The 16961-nt window shown below is 63.7% G+C and carries 19 protein-coding genes and 1 tRNA gene; 8 read left to right on the forward strand and 12 right to left on the reverse strand.

Features of this window, described 5'->3' with window-relative positions; all coding sequences use genetic code 11:
- Positions 1–18 precede the first annotated feature (18 nt).
- The 4 genes from NMB43_RS09590 (at position 19) to NMB43_RS09605 (ending at position 2966) form a co-directional block, all read left to right on the forward strand.
- Positions 19–438: a bactofilin family protein gene (locus NMB43_RS09590; protein WP_494351933.1), complete on the forward strand. Its 420-nt coding sequence runs from the start codon at positions 19–21 to the stop codon at positions 436–438.
- A gap of 11 nt (positions 439–449) precedes the next feature.
- The gene (locus tag NMB43_RS09595) at positions 450–893 is read left to right on the forward strand and encodes an NfeD family protein (protein ID WP_494351934.1); all 444 of its coding nucleotides are present in this window, start codon (positions 450–452) and stop codon (positions 891–893) included.
- Between the two features lie 190 nt (positions 894–1083).
- Positions 1084–1719, forward strand: coding sequence for a hypothetical protein (locus NMB43_RS09600; protein ID WP_494351935.1), 636 nt, complete (start codon positions 1084–1086; stop codon positions 1717–1719).
- On the forward strand, positions 1716–2966 hold the full coding sequence (locus tag NMB43_RS09605) for a M15 family metallopeptidase (RefSeq protein WP_494351936.1): 1251 nt from the start codon (positions 1716–1718) through the stop codon (positions 2964–2966). The genes NMB43_RS09600 and NMB43_RS09605 overlap by 4 nt, the downstream gene beginning before the upstream one ends.
- A 374-nt stretch (positions 2967–3340) precedes the next feature.
- Here NMB43_RS09605 and clpB read toward each other — a convergent pair whose 3' ends face one another.
- The gene (clpB, locus tag NMB43_RS09610) at positions 3341–5923 is read right to left on the reverse strand and encodes an ATP-dependent chaperone ClpB (RefSeq protein WP_494351937.1); all 2583 of its coding nucleotides are present in this window, start codon (positions 5921–5923) and stop codon (positions 3341–3343) included.
- Positions 5924–6119: 196 nt separating this feature from the next.
- Between clpB and NMB43_RS09615 the strand changes: the two genes are divergently transcribed.
- The gene (locus NMB43_RS09615) at positions 6120–6626 is read left to right on the forward strand and encodes a phasin family protein (protein ID WP_494351938.1); all 507 of its coding nucleotides are present in this window, start codon (positions 6120–6122) and stop codon (positions 6624–6626) included.
- Positions 6627–6629: 3 nt separating this feature from the next.
- Here NMB43_RS09615 and hpnE read toward each other — a convergent pair whose 3' ends face one another.
- From hpnE to hpnC, 3 genes are read right to left on the reverse strand one after another with little or no spacing between them, the layout of a single operon-like run.
- Positions 6630–7955: a hydroxysqualene dehydroxylase HpnE gene (hpnE, locus tag NMB43_RS09620; RefSeq protein WP_494351939.1), complete on the reverse strand. Its 1326-nt coding sequence runs from the start codon at positions 7953–7955 to the stop codon at positions 6630–6632.
- Entirely contained in the window at positions 7955–8788 is an 834-nt protein-coding gene (gene hpnD / locus NMB43_RS09625) for a presqualene diphosphate synthase HpnD (RefSeq protein ID WP_494351940.1), read from the reverse strand. The genes hpnE and hpnD overlap by 1 nt, the downstream gene beginning before the upstream one ends.
- Positions 8788–9606 carry a squalene synthase HpnC gene (gene hpnC / locus NMB43_RS09630; RefSeq protein WP_494351941.1) on the reverse strand — a complete coding sequence of 273 codons (819 nt, stop codon included), beginning with the start codon at positions 9604–9606 and terminating at the stop codon, positions 8788–8790. Before hpnC ends, hpnD begins: the two co-directional genes overlap by 1 nt.
- A 105-nt stretch (positions 9607–9711) precedes the next feature.
- Between hpnC and NMB43_RS09635 the strand changes: the two genes are divergently transcribed.
- Both NMB43_RS09635 and NMB43_RS09640 read left to right on the forward strand, forming a co-directional pair.
- Positions 9712–9796, forward strand: a tRNA-Leu gene (locus NMB43_RS09635).
- A 141-nt stretch (positions 9797–9937) separates the two neighbouring features.
- Entirely contained in the window at positions 9938–10921 is a 984-nt protein-coding gene (locus NMB43_RS09640; protein ID WP_494351942.1) for a tyrosine-type recombinase/integrase, read from the forward strand.
- Positions 10922–11130: 209 nt separating this feature from the next.
- Here the strand turns inward: NMB43_RS09640 and NMB43_RS09645 are convergent, their stop codons facing one another.
- The 6 genes from NMB43_RS09645 to NMB43_RS09670 all read right to left on the reverse strand — a co-directional run bounded on the left by NMB43_RS09645 (position 11131) and on the right by NMB43_RS09670 (position 14777).
- The gene (locus NMB43_RS09645; RefSeq protein ID WP_494351943.1) at positions 11131–11355 is read right to left on the reverse strand and encodes a helix-turn-helix domain-containing protein; all 225 of its coding nucleotides are present in this window, start codon (positions 11353–11355) and stop codon (positions 11131–11133) included.
- Positions 11355–11813, reverse strand: coding sequence for a hypothetical protein (locus NMB43_RS09650; protein ID WP_494351944.1), 459 nt, complete (start codon positions 11811–11813; stop codon positions 11355–11357). Before NMB43_RS09650 ends, NMB43_RS09645 begins: the two co-directional genes overlap by 1 nt.
- Positions 11813–12991 (reverse strand): hypothetical protein, encoded by a 1179-nt coding sequence (locus NMB43_RS09655; RefSeq protein WP_494351945.1) that lies wholly within the window; start codon positions 12989–12991, stop codon positions 11813–11815. Before NMB43_RS09655 ends, NMB43_RS09650 begins: the two co-directional genes overlap by 1 nt.
- A complete protein-coding gene (locus NMB43_RS09660) occupies positions 12988–13323 on the reverse strand; it encodes a hypothetical protein (RefSeq protein ID WP_494351946.1) in 336 nt (111 codons plus the stop codon). Before NMB43_RS09660 ends, NMB43_RS09655 begins: the two co-directional genes overlap by 4 nt.
- A 221-nt stretch (positions 13324–13544) precedes the next feature.
- Complete coding sequence (locus tag NMB43_RS09665) at positions 13545–14102, reverse strand: hypothetical protein (protein WP_494351947.1); 558 nt, start codon at positions 14100–14102, stop codon at positions 13545–13547.
- A gap of 33 nt (positions 14103–14135) precedes the next feature.
- Positions 14136–14777: a DUF6745 domain-containing protein gene (locus NMB43_RS09670; protein WP_494351948.1), complete on the reverse strand. Its 642-nt coding sequence runs from the start codon at positions 14775–14777 to the stop codon at positions 14136–14138.
- 33 nt (positions 14778–14810) lie between these two features.
- Here NMB43_RS09670 and NMB43_RS09675 point away from each other — a divergent pair, with 33 nt between their 5' ends.
- Complete coding sequence (locus NMB43_RS09675; RefSeq protein ID WP_494351949.1) at positions 14811–15680, forward strand: hypothetical protein; 870 nt, start codon at positions 14811–14813, stop codon at positions 15678–15680.
- On the opposite strand, the gene NMB43_RS09680 is transcribed toward NMB43_RS09675, so the two are convergent.
- Positions 15670–16062, reverse strand: coding sequence for a DUF8820 family protein (locus NMB43_RS09680; protein ID WP_494351950.1), 393 nt, complete (start codon positions 16060–16062; stop codon positions 15670–15672). The two genes, NMB43_RS09675 and NMB43_RS09680, sit on opposite strands and share 11 nt — an antisense overlap.
- Before the next feature lie 119 nt (positions 16063–16181).
- Positions 16182–16958, reverse strand: coding sequence for a 3'-5' exonuclease family protein (locus tag NMB43_RS09685; protein WP_494351951.1), 777 nt, complete (start codon positions 16956–16958; stop codon positions 16182–16184).
- Positions 16959–16961 lie beyond the last annotated feature (3 nt).

Here is a 16961-nt window from a genome sequence, read left to right on the forward strand (position 1 = left end):
CGCAAGGAGACGACTCACATGTTTGGCAAGAAGCGCAAGGATTCCTCGATCGAGCTGACCAAGCTGTCCAGCCTGATCGCCAGTAACGTGGAGCTGGCCGGTGATGTGCATTTCGTCGACGGCCTGCGCATCGACGGTCAGGTGGCCGGCAGCGTATTGAGTCGTCCCGGCACCAAGAGCCTGCTGGTGCTGAGTGACCAGGGCTCGATCCGGGGTAATGTGCGCAGCTACGACGCGGTGATCAACGGCGTCATCATCGGTGACGTGGAGGTCGAGCACTTTCTCGAACTGCAGGAACATGCGCGGATTACCGGCAACATCACCTATCGCCAGTTGCGCATGGACTGCGGCGCCACCGTGGATGGCAAACTCAACCGCGTGAGCGCTGACGGAGACAACGCCAACGTAGTCGAACTACCCACCCACAACGCTGCCTGAGCGACTCATCCATGAGCCTGCAATGGTGGCACTGGATCGTGTTGGGGCTGGCGCTGATTGCCAGCGAACTGCTCGTGCCGGCCATGGTACTGGTGTGGTTTGGCCTGTCGGCCCTGGTGCTGGGTTTGGCGCTACTACTTGTCCCCACGCTGTCGCTGAGTACCCAAGTCCTGACATGGACGCTTCTGTCCATCGGCCTGGTCGTGCTGTGGCTGCGGGTCTTCAAAGCCGCTCAGCGCAAAACCAAGGCGGGCACCCCGGACGCCATTCTGGGTGAAACCGGCCTCCTGGTCTCCGAGGTCGCACCCTTCAAGCACGGCGAAGTACGCTTCCAGCGGCCCGTGATGGGGTCGGACGTGTGGGATTGCGTGGCCGACGAAGCGCTCAAGGCCGGTAGTCGCGTCGTGGTCATGGGCGTAGAAGGCAGCACACTGCGCGTCGCCGAGCGTCCCTGAATCACCCCTGCCGCGCCAGTCCGCGCGCGCGCAGTGAAACCGAAGCCCCTCCGATAACCTGCCCAGGTGGGCGAACGCATGCCTGGGGCCTCGTTTTTATTCACATTCCCTCCCCCGAAGACTATGGTTACCCGGAGTCCGGCATGACCGGACGGACCGTAGTCGCCCCACTCGGACCCTGGGAGAGAAGATGCCCGCACCCCTCATTGCGGCGGCCTTGTCCGCCATCGCGCCCGCGCTCGCCAAGCGCGGACTGGATCTGCTGAGCGGCGTGTTCCGCGGCGCCCTGGACAAAGGCACCCAGGAAATCAGCAACCTCATCGAAGAGAAGACCGGCATCGACATCAACGATGCGGCCGATGACAAACTCACCGAGGCGCAATGGACCCAGCTCAAGCAGTTCGAGTTCGAGTACCAGACCAAGCTGCTGGAGTTCCGCCAGCAGGCAGATGCCAACGAGCTTGAACGCGAGCGCCTGCACCAGGCAGACCGAGTCTCCGCCCGGGACATGCAAAAAGCGGCACTGGCCAGTGATGACCGTTTTGCCAAGCGCTTCATCTACTACTACGCCATTTTCATTACGTCGCTGACCTTCCTGTTCATCTTCTGGGCGGCGTTCTTCCCGGGTGAGCCCGGCGGGCGTAACGACCGCATCATCGACACCGTGCTCGGCTTTCTGTTGGGCGTATCCCTGTCCGCCATCATCCAGTTCTTCTTCGGTTCCAGCGCAGGCAGTAAAAGCAAGGAAGAGCGGATCGGCGACCTTACCGCGGCCCTTCAGTCGAAGAATGAGGTCGGCGCCTCAGGCAGGGAGGGGCAATCATGAGTCTCGTGCGCGAACAATCCAGCTTCCTGCTGCATGTGGCCGAGCTGATCCGCAAGGCGTCGGAACTCGGCTTCCTCGTCTCCGCCGGCGAGTTGTACCGGACCCCGGAACAGCAGGCCCTGCACGTCAAGAACGGTCGCAGCAAGACCATGAACAGCCAGCATCTCAAGCGGCTGGCGGTGGACCTCAACTTCTTCCGTGAGCAAGCCAATGGCGAGTACGCGCTGACCTACGAAGTGGCCGACCTGCAAGCTCTCGGCAATTACTGGGAGGGCCTGGACCCTGCCAATCGCTGGGGTGGAAACTGGAATTCCTTCAAGGACACGCCGCATTTCGAACGTCGCGACGGCACGTCCGCCACGCCGCGCAGTGCGCCGTCGAGCAGAGCCACGCTGGGCCCAGTAACCATTGCCGGCGCTCCGTCGCCTGGAACCAGTGGACGCGGCAAAGGCCTGCTACAGGCCGCCGTCGGTGCGCAAAGCCCCAATACCCGCGACGACGTCGAAACCGTCCAACGCCTGCTGAACCTGTGCGCCGGTCTCAAGCAGTTCGAACTGGAGGAAGGCACACTGAAGACGGACGGCGCATTTGGCAAAAAGACGCTGAGCGGCATCATGGCCTTCCAACGCAGTGTCATGGGTGCAACAACACCGGACGGGCGGATCGGCGTCGCCAGCACGGAACTCGACACCCTGTGCAAGGCGCTGCCCGAATCCATCGACGCACAGATCCTGCTGCTCCTGTATTTGCGTGCCGGGGAGCCGGATGTGATCGAACTGGCGCAGCGGATCACCCGCATCATGGCCAACCGGAATATCGACTCACCCTTGCGACAAGCCCATTTCCTGGCCCAGATCGGGCACGAATCCGGCGAATTGCGCTTCAAGGCAGAGATAGCGTCGGGCGAAGCCTACGAGGGGCGTCTCGATCTCGGCAATGTGCAGCCCGGCGACGGTCGCAAGTTCAAAGGCCGCGGCCTGATCCAACTGACCGGCCGGGCCAATTACGCCGAGTACGGAAAAGCGATTGGACGCGAAGCCGAGATACTGCAAACCCCTGAGTTGATCGAACAGGATCTGGAACTCTGCGTGGACGTCGCCGGTTGGTTCTGGGCCAAGAAGAACCTCAATGTGCTGGCGGATGCAGACGACCTGACGGCCATCACCAAACGCATCAACGGAGGCCTGAACGGCCTTGAAGACCGCCGTCGTCTACTCACCCGTGCCAAGTCCCTGCTCGGCGTGTGACAGACACACGGCAGGAAGTGCGCGCAGTCGTGCCTTGGGGATGGCTTGGGGGCATCAATCGCCTGCCGGTGTGTGGTCGACAGCCCTGCAGCCCTGCAGGCCGAGTAGGCCGCGGACGCAAGAAGCACCTCGCCATCAACTGGACCGAGTCAAACGAACCCTGGCGTCGGCGTGGCATTCGGGCAGGCTCTGCGTGTTCGCTCCAGAGTTCGCCGATCCGCGTTTCGCGGGTTGGCGACATGAGCACTCCCGCCACGGCCTGCGACTGAAGTGTCTGCCGGCGTAGAAGGCCGCATCGTTCGAAGCTGCCATCCACGCCGGCCTGAGCCCATACACGGGGATCTACCTATCACGCCCCGCGGCCCATCTGCCACTCAGTTCGGCCGGCGGAACACGATCTGGCCGTTTTCCTGGTCTGCGATCACCATGTCCTTGGCCGTGAAGCTGCCTTCCAGGATGCGTCGCGCGAGCGGGTTTTCGATGTATTCCTGGATCGCGCGCTTGAGCGGCCGGGCGCCGAAGACCGGGTCGAAGCCGGCCTTGGCGATTTCGGCCAAGGCGCCTTCGGTGACCTTGAGGCCAATTTCCAGGCGGGCCAGGCGACGCTCCAGATACTGCAACTGGATGCGCGCGATGGCATGGATGTGCACATCGGCCAAGCCGTGGAAGACGATCACTTCGTCGATCCGGTTGATGAATTCCGGCCGGAAGTAGGTCTTCACTTCGCCCATGACGGCCTCTTTGACCGCGCCGTAGCCCTGGCCGGCCATCTGCTGGATCATCTGGCTGCCGAGGTTGGAGGTCATCACGATCACCGTGTTCTTGAAGTCGACGGTGCGGCCCTGGCCGTCGGTCATGCGCCCGTCGTCGAGCACCTGCAGCAGCACGTTGAACACGTCCGGGTGGGCCTTTTCGACCTCGTCGAAGAGGATCACGGAGTAGGGCTTGCGACGTACCTGCTCGGTCAGGTAGCCGCCTTCCTCGTAGCCCACGTATCCCGGCGGCGCGCCAATCAGGCGGGCGACCGAGTGTTTCTCCATGAACTCGCTCATGTCGATGCGGATCAGGTGATCCTCGCTATCGAACAGGAAGCCGGCCAGTGCTTTGCACAGCTCGGTCTTGCCGACGCCGGTCGGGCCCAGGAACAGGAAGGAGCCATAGGGGCGCGATTCCTCCGACAGCCCGGCGCGGGAGCGGCGGATGGCGTCGGACACCAGGCGTACGGCTTCGTCCTGCCCGACCACGCGCTCGTGCAGCTTCTCTTCCATCTTGAGCAGTTTCTCGCGCTCGCCCTGCATCATTTTGGCGACCGGGATGCCGGTGGCGCGTGACACGACCTCGGCGATTTCTTCGGCGCCGACCTGAGTGCGCAACAGCTTGTTGGGCGTCTTCTTGTCCTCACTGCCCTCGGCGGCCTTGAGTTGGGCTTCCAGCTTGGGCAGTTCGCCGTATTGCAGCTCGCTCATCTTCTGCCAGTTGCCGGCGCGGCGCGCTTCTTCCATCTGCTGGCGCAGGGCCTCGATGGCTTCCTTGATGTGCTGCGAGCCGACCACGGCGGCCTTCTCGGCCTTCCACACTTCTTCCAGATCGGTGTATTCACGCTCCAGCTTGGCGATCTCGTCCTCGATCAGGCCGAAGCGACGCTGCGAACCTTCGTCCTTCTCCTTCTTGACGGCCTCGCGCTCAATCTTCAGTTGGATCAGGCGGCGCTCCAGGCGGTCCATGGATTCGGGCTTGGAGTCGATCTCCATGCGGATGCGCGCGGCGGCCTCGTCGATCAGGTCGATGGCCTTGTCCGGCAGGAAGCGGTCGGTGATGTAGCGATGCGACAGCTCGGCCGCGGCAACGATGGCCGGGTCGGTGATGTCCACACCGTGGTGCAGCTCGTACTTCTCCTGCAGGCCGCGCAGGATGGCGATGGTGGACTCCACGGTCGGTTCGTCGACCAGCACTTTCTGGAAGCGGCGCTCCAGCGCGGCATCCTTCTCGATGTACTTGCGGTATTCATCCAGCGTGGTGGCGCCGATGCAGTGCAGCTCGCCGCGCGCCAGGGCGGGCTTGAGCATGTTGCCGGCATCGATGGCGCCTTCGGCCTTGCCGGCGCCGACCATGGTGTGGATCTCGTCAATGAAGACGATGATGCGGCCTTCTTCCTTGGCGATGTCGTTGAGCACGGCCTTGAGGCGTTCCTCGAACTCGCCGCGGTACTTGGCGCCGGCCAGCAGGGCCGCCATGTCCAGCGACAGCACGCGCTTGCCCTTGAGCGTCTCGGGCACTTCCTCGTTGATGATGCGCTGGGCCAGGCCTTCGACGATGGCCGTCTTGCCCACGCCTGGCTCGCCGATCAGCACCGGGTTGTTCTTGGTGCGACGCTGCAGAATCTGGATCGCGCGGCGGATCTCGTCGTCGCGGCCGATCACCGGGTCCAGCTTGCCGCTGCGGGCACGCTCGGTGAGGTCGATGCAGTATTTCTTCAGCGATTCGCGTTGTGATTCGGCGTCCTGGCTGCCCACGGAGGCGCCGCCACGTATCGCTTCAATGGCCGTTTCGAGTGCCTTGCGACTCGCGCCATGCTCCTTGAACAGCCTGCCGGTCTCACCCTTGTCATTGCACAGGGCGAGCAGGAACATCTCGCTGGCGATGAACTGGTCGCCGCGTTGCTGCGCTTCCTTGTCGGTGAGGTTCAGCAGGTTGGTCAGGTCGCGCCCCACCTGGACCTCGCCACCATGGCCTTGTACCTGGGGCAAGCGGTCGATGGCGCGGTCGAGCGCCGTCTTCAGCGGTGGCACATTGACGCCGGCTCGGGCCAACAGCGAGGCGGTGCCGCCATCGTCCTGATTGAGCAGGGCCATCAGCAAGTGCTGTGGCTCGATGTATTGGCTATCATGGCCCACGGCAATGCTCTGGGCATCGGCAAAGGCCTGCTGGAAGCGGGTAGTGAGCTTGTCGAAACGCATAGTTTTCCCCCTTGGGTATCTGCACTGAAAGTGGGGGTATGGCGGGACATTTCAAGGCGCGGCCGGCTGTCAAGCCGAGCAAGGCCTGATGGCCGGGCACTCGCGCGCCGGCTGCATGGATGCTAGCTTCTAGTCAAGGCAATCGAACGTGTGGCGTGGCAGGCTATGCCTGCACCATTTTTCCGGAGGGTCTGAGATGAGCAACAAGAGCGATGAGGTCGTGTCGGCATTGCAGAAGAAGAACCTGGATGCCGCCGTCAAGCTGGCGCAGCTGTCGATAGAGAACTCCCAGCGCATTCTTCAATTGCAGATGCAGATTGCCAAGGAGCTGTTCGAGGACGGGGTGGTCAACGCCCAGGCCCTGGCCCAGGTGAAAACCCCGCAGGAGGCCATGGAGCTGCGCACGCGCTACGCGCAGCAGGCGGCCGAGAAGATGTTCTCCTGTTCACGTGGCATTGCCGACGTGACGGCCGAGCTGCAGAACGAGATGGGCAAGCTTGTCAGCCAGCAGCTCTCCAGTGGTAGCCACGAGATGATCGAGGCGATGCAGAGCTTCCTGAAGGGCATGCCGATGAACAGCCATGCGGCCGCCGAAGCGCTGCAGAGCACTTTCGATGCTGCGCGCAAGACGCTGGAACAAGTGGCCAAGGCGTCCAGCGAGGCCTTTGGCAGCATCGCCAAAGGTACCGGCAAGCACAAGTAAGGCTCAGGCCTGCGCGTCGGCCTGGCTGACGCGCAGGATGTGCCGCGCCGCATTTAGCCCCGAGCGTACGGCCGCCTCGATGGTGGCCGGGTAGGGTGAGGCCACGTAATCGCCAGCCAGCAGCAGGTTCTTCTTGGGCGTCAGCATGATCGGCCGGATCACGTCGGGGCGGCAGGCGAAGGTGGCTCGCTTCTCGGTGATGACCTGCGACCAGCGCGGCGCGCCTAGGCGCGGGTAGTCGCGTGCCAGCAGCTTTTCCACCGTCTCGTGCGCGCGCAGCGCGATCTCTTCCTTGGGCAGTACGGAATGCGGCCCGCGCGCCGAGATCACGCCTGCCAGCAAACCGGCCGGGCCGCCGAGCTGGCCGCGGTCGAACAGCCATTGCATGATCGAAGCGCTGACGCCCAGCATAGGCTCAGGCAGACGCACGGATTCGTCGTAGGCGAGATAAACCGTGGTGATCGGTTCGTGCGGCAGGGCGTCGATCTGCTCGCGCAGCATCGTCAGCTCGTCGTGGCCGGCCAGCAGCTCGCTGGCGTGATAGGGCGCCACGGCCAGGACCACATGCGTGTAGTACCAGGCCTCGAAGGGGTCGCCTTCCAGCAGAAAGCGGCCGTCCTCCAACTGGCGGATCGCCTTGATCGGCGTGGCGGTGTGCACCGCGTGGCCCTGCGAGTTCAGGTAGAGCGTGGCTGGGAAGGGCAGCAGATTGGTGAGGTCCTGCTTCGGGATCAGCAGCTCGCTGTCGGCGGCGCTGCCGGCCAGGGTGTCGCGCAGCACATTGGCGAAGACTTGTGCCGAGGCTTCGTCGGTGGGTGTGTTCAGCGCAGCCACGCACAGCGGATCCCAGATCAGGTTCGTGGTCGTGGGAGTCTGGCGCGTGTCACGCAGCAACTGGCCGACCGTGATGTCCTGGTCGAACCTGAACTGCCGCTTCTTCAGGCTGCCCAACAGACGCTGCATGGCAAAGCGGTCGGCCCAGCTCAGGCCCTTGGCGCGCAGCAGCGCGGCGGCCAGGTGGAAGGGGGCGGGCAGCTCGGCGGCGCGCATATCCAGCCGGCCCGGCACGTGGATGAAGAAGGGTCGGCGCAGCAGGGTCTTGGGCGAGACCTTCAGGAAGCGCAGCAGGCGCAGCGTTTCGGTGTAGGCGCCGACGAGGATGTGCTGACCGTTGTCGACGCGCCATTCGTCCTTCTCGACCACGCGGGCGCGGCCGCCCAGGGTGCGCGAGGCTTCGAACACGGTGACATCCACCCCGGCACGCGCCAGTTCGACGGCGGCGCTGAGGCCGGCGTAGCCACCTCCGATGACGGCAACCTTGGCGTCCATCAGTTCTTCAGCCAGGTGCTGACCGCCAGCCACAGCTTGCGCAGCGGTGTGAGCGAGGTGCGGTAGGTCAGGACCTTGCCACCATCGGCCTTGATCTCGGCCAGCACCGCGCGGTAGATCGCGGCCATCACCAAGCCGGGGCGCTGCGCCTTGCGGTCTACCTTCGGGAGCTGTGCGAAGGCCTGCTCGTAGTACTTTTCGGCGCGCTCGATCTGGAATTCCATGAGCTGGCGGAAGTTGTCGCTGTAGCGTGCGTCCAGGATGTCCTTGGCCGGCACGTTGAAGCGTTGCAGCTCGTCGACCGGCAGGTAGATGCGGCCACGGCGCGCATCCTCGCCGACGTCGCGGATGATGTTGGTGAGCTGAAAAGCGATGCCCAGGTCGTGCGCGTACTTGAGCGTCTGGCGGTCGGTGTAGCCGAAGATTTCAGCCGCCAGCAGTCCGACCACACTGGCCACGCGATAGCAGTAGAGCTGCAGGCCTTTGAAGTCGAAGTAGCGGTTCTGCTGCAGATCCATCTCCATGCCGTCGATGATTTCCAGCAGTTGCTCACGCGGCAGGTTGAAGTCCTTCACCACTTCGGCCAGCGCCCGGGTGACTGGGTGCGTCGGCGTGCCGCCATGGATCTGCACCGTCTCGTTGCGCCACCAGTCGAGCGTGGTCTGGGCGATCTGCAGGTCGTGAGTTTCGTCGACGACATCGTCCACCTCGCGGCAGAAGGCGTACAGCGCCATGATGGCGCGCTGCTGCTTGGGCGGCAGGAACAGGAAGCTGTAGTAGAAGCTGGAGCCGCTCGCGGCTGCCTTCTGCTTGCAGTAATCAAACGGGTCCATCAGCGTGCTTTCATCCACAGGGCGCGCCAGGCGAGGCGCGGCCAGTCGGTCTTGCCCAGGGTCGGGCGATGGCGGAACACATCGTAGTCGACGGCCTCGATGCGCTCCAGGATGCGCAGTCCGCCTTGCACCACCAGACGCAGTTCCAGCCCGATACGACCAGGCAGGGTGGTGGCGAGCGGGGCGCCCTCCAGCATCATCGCGCGGGCCCGTTGCACTTCGAAGCGCATCAGCGCGCGCCAGTTGTCGTCCACGGTGCCGGCGGCGATCTGCGCATCGCTGACGCCAAAGCGCGCCAGACTGTCCTGCGGCAGATAGACGCGATCCTTGGCCCAGTCGACGGCCACGTCCTGCCAGAAATTGATCAGTTGCAGGCTGCTGCAGATGCTGTCTGAGCGCAGCAGAGAGGCTGTGTCGGTGTGTCCGTAGAGATGCAGCAGCAGGCGGCCGACCGGGTTGGCGGAACGACGGCAGTAATCCAGCAACTCGGGGAAGTCTTCGTAACGCTTCTTGACCACGTCCTGCGCAAAGGCGTCCAGCAAGTCACGCAGCAAGGGAATGGGCAGGCCGAAATCCGACACATTGCGCCCCAGACGCTGGAACATCGCGCCTTCGGCTGTCTCGCCCAGCTCGATGCGGTCGAGTTGCCGCTGGTAACTGGCCAGCCCGGCGAGACGCAGCTCGTCCGAGGCATCGCCTTCGTCCGCGATGTCGTCGGCGCTGCGCGCAAAGGCGTAGATGGCCTCCACAGGCTCGCGCAGACGTGCAGGAAGCAGGACGGAAGCGACGGGGAAGTTCTCGTAATGCTCGACGGGCATCGGCGCGCGGGCAGGGGACGGTTGAGGAAGGGGCGGAGTATACCGGGCCGCGTGGGTCGCCACTGATATACTCCGCCCTTCCTGCGGCGCACAGCGTGCCGCACGGCCCAGGTGGCGAAATTGGTAGACGCACCAGATTTAGGTTCTGGCGCCGCAAGGCGTGGGGGTTCGAGTCCCTTCCTGGGCACCACGCAGGTTTTCTAGCCTTTACGGTAAAGGCAAAAACAAGGCAAAACAAGGGCTTCACGGCCCTGTGCTTTTACACAGCTTGCCGCCAAATGCGCAAGTTTGGGAACATCAGTTCCCCGCGATTTCCCCACGCACTTCCCCCATGGCTTCCGTCCAGAAGACCGCGAAGGGCTACCGCGCCCAGATCGCCGTACTCGGCCAGCGCGACAGCAAGACATTCCGCACGAAGCGAGAGGCCGAGGCCTGGGGGGCCGCGCGAGAGGTTGAGCTTCGTGCTACCGCGACCGCGCCTGTCGGCACCCGGCACACCGTGGGCGACATGCTCAAGCGCTACCGTGACGAGGTGTCGGTGAAGATGCGCGGGGAGCGCTGGGAGCTGATCCGCATCAACCGCTTCCTGTCCAGCTACCCGGACCTGTGCGCGATGAAGCTGGGCGACGTGACGCCGGATGTCATGGGCGCCTGGCGGGATGCGCGCCTGAAGGAAGTCTCTCCTGGGTCGGTTATTCGAGAGCTTGGGCAGATCGGGGCGGCATTCGAGATGGCCCGCCGGGAATGGCGGTGGATCGCCGCAAACCCGATGGCGGACGTGCGCCGGCCTTCACAGCCTCACCACCGGGAGGTCGTCATCACCCGCGCGCAGATTCGCGGCATGCTGACTGCGCTTGGGTACTCACGTCGGCAGAAGATCACCCAGCAGCGCCACGTCGTCGCGGCGTGCTTCCTGGTGGCGCTGCGTACCGGGATGCGAGCGGGGGAGTTGTGCGGGCTCACCTGGGACAGGGTGATGGCGGACCATGTTGTCCTGCCGGTGACGAAGACCGTGCCGCGCAATGTGCCGCTCTCGAAGAAAGCCAAGGCGGTCATCGAGCGGATGAGGGGCTGGGACGAGCAGATGGTGTTCGGGCTCGCGCCTGCAGCGCTGGACGCAACATTCCGGAAATACCGCACGCGCGCCGGGCTGGACGGCTTCACCTTCCACGATGCCCGGCACACCGCCGCTACCTGGATGGCGCGGCGCCTTGAGGTGCTTGACCTGTGCAAGGCCTTCGGGTGGAAAGACCCGAAGCGGGCGATGATCTACTACAACCCTACGGCGTCGGATATTGCGAAGCGGCTGGGGTGATTTGATCCGCCGGCTTTGCTGACCTCCACCTTACCGACGCTCCGCAGTCGTAGCAGCGGAACACACCAAATTCAATCACATCGGCAAGCTGGTATGCCGCACCGCACGGGCAAGAAATGCTGTCGCCGTGGCCTTCCCAGCAGCCGCACGGGATTCCGCTTCCGGCGTGTCGCTTGTGGGCCTTCGGCGTTTTTGGTGGTTGGGTCATGTTACGCCGCCCGCGCCATGTCGACGTACTCAATCGGGATCATTCCGCACTGGTTGAGTTTCAGCGTGCCGGCCATGACCATCTTGCGAATCGTCGGCCTGCTGAGCCCGAGCATCTGCGCAGCCTGGGCCTGGGTGACGTGAGACGGCCGAGGGTGGCTCTCTGCATAGGCGCGGACTGCTGCTGTTGCGATGCGCAGTGCGTCAGTGCTGAGCGTTTCTGCCATCACTCACTACCTCCTTGCTGTGGCGCCGGCAGCAGCTTTTCAGTCTCCACGCGCTCCAACACCGTGCGGCCATCTGGCAGCATGATCTGCCCAAGGAAGGCGCCTTCGAACGACAGGATGCCCGTTTCGATAGCCATGACCTGGCCCTTGATCCAGTCGCGCAGGATCGAATAGACAGCGATTGCAGCAACGTCCTTGGCGGCCTGCTCATGCTGGGCGCGCGTCTTGCGCATCCGGCTAGGGTTGTAGGGGTGAGCCTTCAGCCATGCGGCTGCGTAGCCGTTCATGCTGGCCTTCACGCTAACCTTGCGGCTGCGGTACTCGAACTGCACCAGCAGCTCGCCTGCGGTGTAGTCCAGCATCTGGCCGAACTTGTCGCACCCGAAGCCGCGCAGGATCTTCTGCATCTCCTGGATTGCCTTGTCGCCGCTTGTGGCGTTTTCGTAGGGCAATGGCATCACGATCCTTTCTTGTCTGCCGCAGGGGCGGCGGAGAGCACAACCTCTACACCCCACGCATTCAGGGCGCAGACATCAGCATGGTCGTAGTTGCTCGGGTTTATCTCAGGGAAGCGGTCGAGCAGATCGCGCGGCACCAGCACGAACCCATCCGGCGCCGCTTCCGCTTCCGGCGGCGTGCAAGTGTGGATGCCTACCCCAAGCCGCTTGCCGCAGCGCTCGCAGAAGTGGCGTTCGGTCATCAGGCCCGCTACGGATGCGGTCGCGCTCGTTTCTTCTTCGGTCATGCCGTTGAAGAAAGTATCCGCTGCCGGCACTGGCGAGGTGGGGAGGGCGCGGATTTCGCGGATGGTTCCGAGCGGGTGGCCGATCTCCGCGACAAGTGTCGCGCACGCCTCCCGCATCCTCTCCGCCCCGCGCTGCTCGGCTGCGGCGAGTTGAGCGCTAAGCTCATCGACTCGCTTTTCTGCGTTTGCGGCGTCTTTAGCGCGGGCCGCAATACTGCGCCCGAGACCTCCAAACCATTCGGGGGTAGTGATGTCGATCAGAGACGGTGCTGCCTCAAGACCGATCAGCAGCGCCGCCATCTTGGCGTGAATGTCAACGGCTCGCTGCTCGGCGGTGGCGAGCTGGGCGCGCATGCTTTCGCACTCTGCTGACATACGATCTGCATGGCGGCCTAGTTCATCGACCTTGTTTGTGAATCGCCATTCGTCGAGTTCTGCGACTGTTGCGGCGAGCTGGGTGCGGAGCTCGTCACGTTCGTCCGCTGCCTTTCGATACATTGCCTGCAGCTCGCGCAACCGGTCTTGGGCCTGGGCGTTCTGGATTACAAGCCCGGCGGGGTCGCAAATCGTCTCTACGTCGTGCAAGCGCGTCTCCAGCTCCGCGATCCTCGCGCTCTGGTCAGGCTGGGGGTGGGTGTAGAGCTTGGTGCCGGCCGGTAAGTCTGCGAGCAGCTCAACTTCAGGGACTTCGGTGCCATTCAAGCCATAACAAGAGCCGTCGTAATGCACTATCACGACCTCGCCCACAGGCTCGCTCCCGGCTTCCATGGCGGCGCGGATGGCTGCACGAAGTTTCTCGCGCCGATTGATGCAGTCCATTGCCGTTCCAGGCAGCTCCATATCTGTAGCAAGCTCCATCAGCTCGCCCACGGTCTTGTCGATGTTGGTCATGATTGGCCTTCCACGCGAGCAAGCCGCTTGAGCATGCTCACGGTATTGGTGTTGTCGATTGTCATCCCGGCTTCCTTCAGCAGCGCAACAAGAAGTGAGCCGGCAGCGGTAAGCCCCTGAAGCCCGCACGGCATACCCGTCTCGTCTCGCTTCCACCAGACCAGGCCGCGAGCTTCAAGAGACTGGAGCGTGCTGACTTGCGGCAGCACGTCGCTCGGATTCCGGTCGGCCGGATCAAAGCCCTCCAGGCGCAGCAGCGCGTTGCACTGGTTCTTGGTCAGCGTCAGAACGAACGCAGCGCTTGTCGTTGCTTCTGCGAATGCGCGGTTCATGATTGGCTCCCGCTCGGGTCGAAGTTCAGGCCGCGCCACTTGTGGCCGTGCTGCCAGAATTTCTTGTGCGCTAAGTCGCCGCGATGCGGGTAAATGACGTTCCCGCTTACCAACTTGGCGTCTCTGTGGCAGTAGTCGCAAATGACCTTCATCATTTCCTCGTTTGTCTGGTCCCACTCCACAGCCCCGCACGCGAGGCTGCAGGCTGGGACCGGCAGCACTCAGGCGGCCTCGCCGCCCAGCGCGGATTGGTCGAAGAGAGGCTTGTCGTCGCTGCCCTTGCTGTCGTTCGCCGCTTCCTTGGACGGCGGCGTCAGCGTGATCTCGGCCTCGGTGGTGAGCAGGCCGCACAGCGCGCCGATCTGCTGCTCGGTTGCCGGCGCAGACACCACGCAGGTCACGCGCACGGTGCCGCCGTCCTTGGGCTCGAAGGCGAGCTTGCCGACCTTGCAGTCGTTGAGCAGCACGTCGGCCTTGCCGCTGACGCCGATGTGCGCCTGGAGCTGGTAGCCGACGCCTTCCCATTCCCACTTCAGCGGCGTCTTGAGGCCGGGGAAGCGCAGCACGGTGCGGTGCTCGGGCAGGTCCAGGATGTCGCCCTGGTCGCTCTTGTCGTACAGCGAGTGCTTGAGCGTGGGGTGCAGCTCGGACAGGAAGTCGTTGCTGGTGTCGAATTGCAGCTTGATGTCGGCGGCCGTCTTCGTCACTTCGCCGTGATGCTCGGTGCGGACATTGACGTTGGCCACGTGGCAGGTCTTTCGTTCCAGGGTGAGTTCCATGTGTTGGGTTCCTCGTGGGTGGTGGTTGGTAAATCAGCTCTCGGCGACAGGTGAGTAGTCGCGCCAGTCCTGATAGGTGAGTTCGCCGGTGACGCAATCGCGCCAAGTTGATGCAACAGCAGCACGGACGTTTCGCGACGCTTCGCCACCGTAGGCGTTCGGATCGACGCGCAGCATGTAGCGCTTCACGCTTCCGTCCGGCTCTGGTGTGCTGTTCAGGACATCCGCATAGATGATCGGCTCGTCGTCGGGGACGTTTTTGCGGAGCAAGCGCGCAGTGCGCAGGCCCTGCATGGCGTAGTCAGCCGGCAGCTCATCGACAACGATCGCGCCGCTGTCGGTGACGTAACGAGATGGGCCGTAGCGGTCGATCATGACCCGGCGCACTTCCGCATTCGTCTCTACTTCGATGCGCTCAACGGTGATCGCATCAGGCTGCATGACAACATCCTGCGGAACCGTAACGCCGTGCCACTTCCAGAGCGAGAATCCATCCGGGTATTGAAGTGCCGGGCCGTCCTCGCAGTGGAGACGGTTCCGGTCGTCGCGATGCAGGACCGAAGGCCGCTCGGTGAGCACCACTACACCCTCGAACGGCCAGAACCAGCCGCATGAGCGCGCCAGAGAAAGAAGGCCCTGTATCTTTTTCGGAGCCTCCAAACCGCATTGCTCCATAAAAAATTCATAGAACCCAAGCCAGTTTGCGTCGTGCTGGCCATAGCCAGCACGCCAGACCTGATCCCAGACCTGATCCCAGACCTGATCCCCGACCTGAGCCCTGACCTGAGCCCAGACCTGAGCCCCGACCTGAGCCCCGACCTGATCCCTGACCTGATCCCAGACCTGATCCCAGACCTGAGCCCCGACCTGATCCCTGACCTGAGCCCCGACCTGAGCCCCGACCTGAGCCCCGACCTGATCCCAGACCTGATCCCCGACCTGAGCCCTGACCTGAGCCCAGACCTGAGCCCCGACCTGAGCCCCGACCTGAGCCCCGACCTGAGCCCCGACCTGATCCCAGACCTGATCCCAGACCTGAGCCCCGACCTGAGCCCAGACCTGAGCCCCGACCTGAGCCCCGACCTGAGCCCCGACCTGATCCCAGACCTGATCCCAGACCTGAGCCCCGACCTGAGCCCAGACCTGAGCCCCGACCTGAGCCCCGACCTGAGCCCCGACCTGAGCCCCGACCTGAGCCCCGACCTGATCCCAGACCTGATCCCAGACCTGAGCCCCGACCTGAGCCCCGACCTGAGCCCAGACCTGATCCCAGACCTGATCCCAGACCTGAGCCCCGACCTGATCCCTGACCTGATCCCAGACCTGATCCCCGACCTTGGCGCTCGCCAGCATGGCGCTGGCGAGCGCGCCTTCAAGCGGAGATCGCATCCAGATGATGATCTTCGGCGGCAGCAGTCCGCCACACTCGTAGGCCAAGCGAATTGCGGCTTCCGCTTCGTCCCGGTTCGCGGGATTCGTATCCAGCCCGATCTTGAGCCAGCGGTCGCGGTATTCGACCAGAGAGGCTTCCTGCTGCTGCGTGAGCTTGTCGATGCGCATGGCGGCCTCAGTCGGTGACGCGGCGCAGCTCGGCAGGAGAGTACTCAACCTGCACGGGAAGTTTATAGATGCCGGGGTTGAGGGTATGCGCCGTGTGTTCTTCGTGGCTCAGCGTGACGGGCGCGCTGACCTCGAGATAGCGGACGCCATCCGGCGCTTGCCACAGCCGCGCCTTGTACTGCCAGCGCGCGATCAATGCTTCAGTCATTTCAGCAGCGCGCTGCTCGGAATTTGGATCGGTCGCGAGGTGGTCAGCGATGGCGTGAGCGTGACCGGTCACTTCACCGTAAGCCAGGATGATGCGGTCGTTGTCGTTGGGCACTTCTACGCAACCAGCGGGAAGTGCGGAGACGGGCTGGAGTTGGACGTCGCCCTGGCGGATTTGGAGAGGATTGTTCATTGAGGTTCCTTGCTTGGGTTGTGAAGGGGTGGGGTACTTGCGCTCGCTGCAAGCGAAGGAGGTACGGGCTGTTTTGCGTCGCCGCGCCGACGTGGTTAGCGCTTTCCCCCGTTGATCGGTTACGCCGCGTGCTGGTACAGCTCAGCAGTAGGCACGGAGAACTGCAGGCGACGCGCGCATTCGCGCGCCATAACAACATCGTGGTCGCGGCAGTAGGCCGCCACTTCGTCGATGCGGCCGGTGCGCACGTAGTCCCACACCTTGGAGCCGTCGATGCCGTCCGGCTTGCCGGGCAGGCCAAGCGCCTTGCACAGGCGGTCAAGGCTGATCGTGCGGCCGACGCCGGCCCAGGCAACCATCGTGTCGAACACCTTGTCCTGCTCCCACGGTTTCGCGTTGAAGGCGATACAGGCAGGCGGCCGGATGCCATTCACGACAGCGCGCTGGAACAGGAAGCGCAGATCGAAGCCACTGATGTTGTGGCCGACCATGCGCACCGGCTGGTTGTGCGTGACAGCCTTGGTGACATGCTCGAAGAACGAGCCCAGCACCTTGCGCTCCGATCCAGTCGCGGAGTAGTCGCGCTCATACACCGCGATGGGATCGCGGTCGTCGATGGCAAAGCCGATAACTGCGATCTGGCCCGCGGCGCCATCCAGCGAGAGCTTGCGGTACTTCTCTTCGGCCGCCGCTTCGACGGTTCGCATGATGAGATCGCGACGCGGCGCGCCTGTCTCGGCCCACCACTTTTCGATGGATTCGGCGCTCTTGTAGTTGCTGGGCGGCGCGATGTCTCGCACTTCCAACTCGGCCGCGTGCTGCTCTTCCGCAATGATCTCGGCCAGGATGTCAGGCCGCTGCGGGGGAATGGTTTCGATGTCGGTTGTGATGTCCATGTC

This window comes from Uliginosibacterium sangjuense (assembly GCF_059132465.1).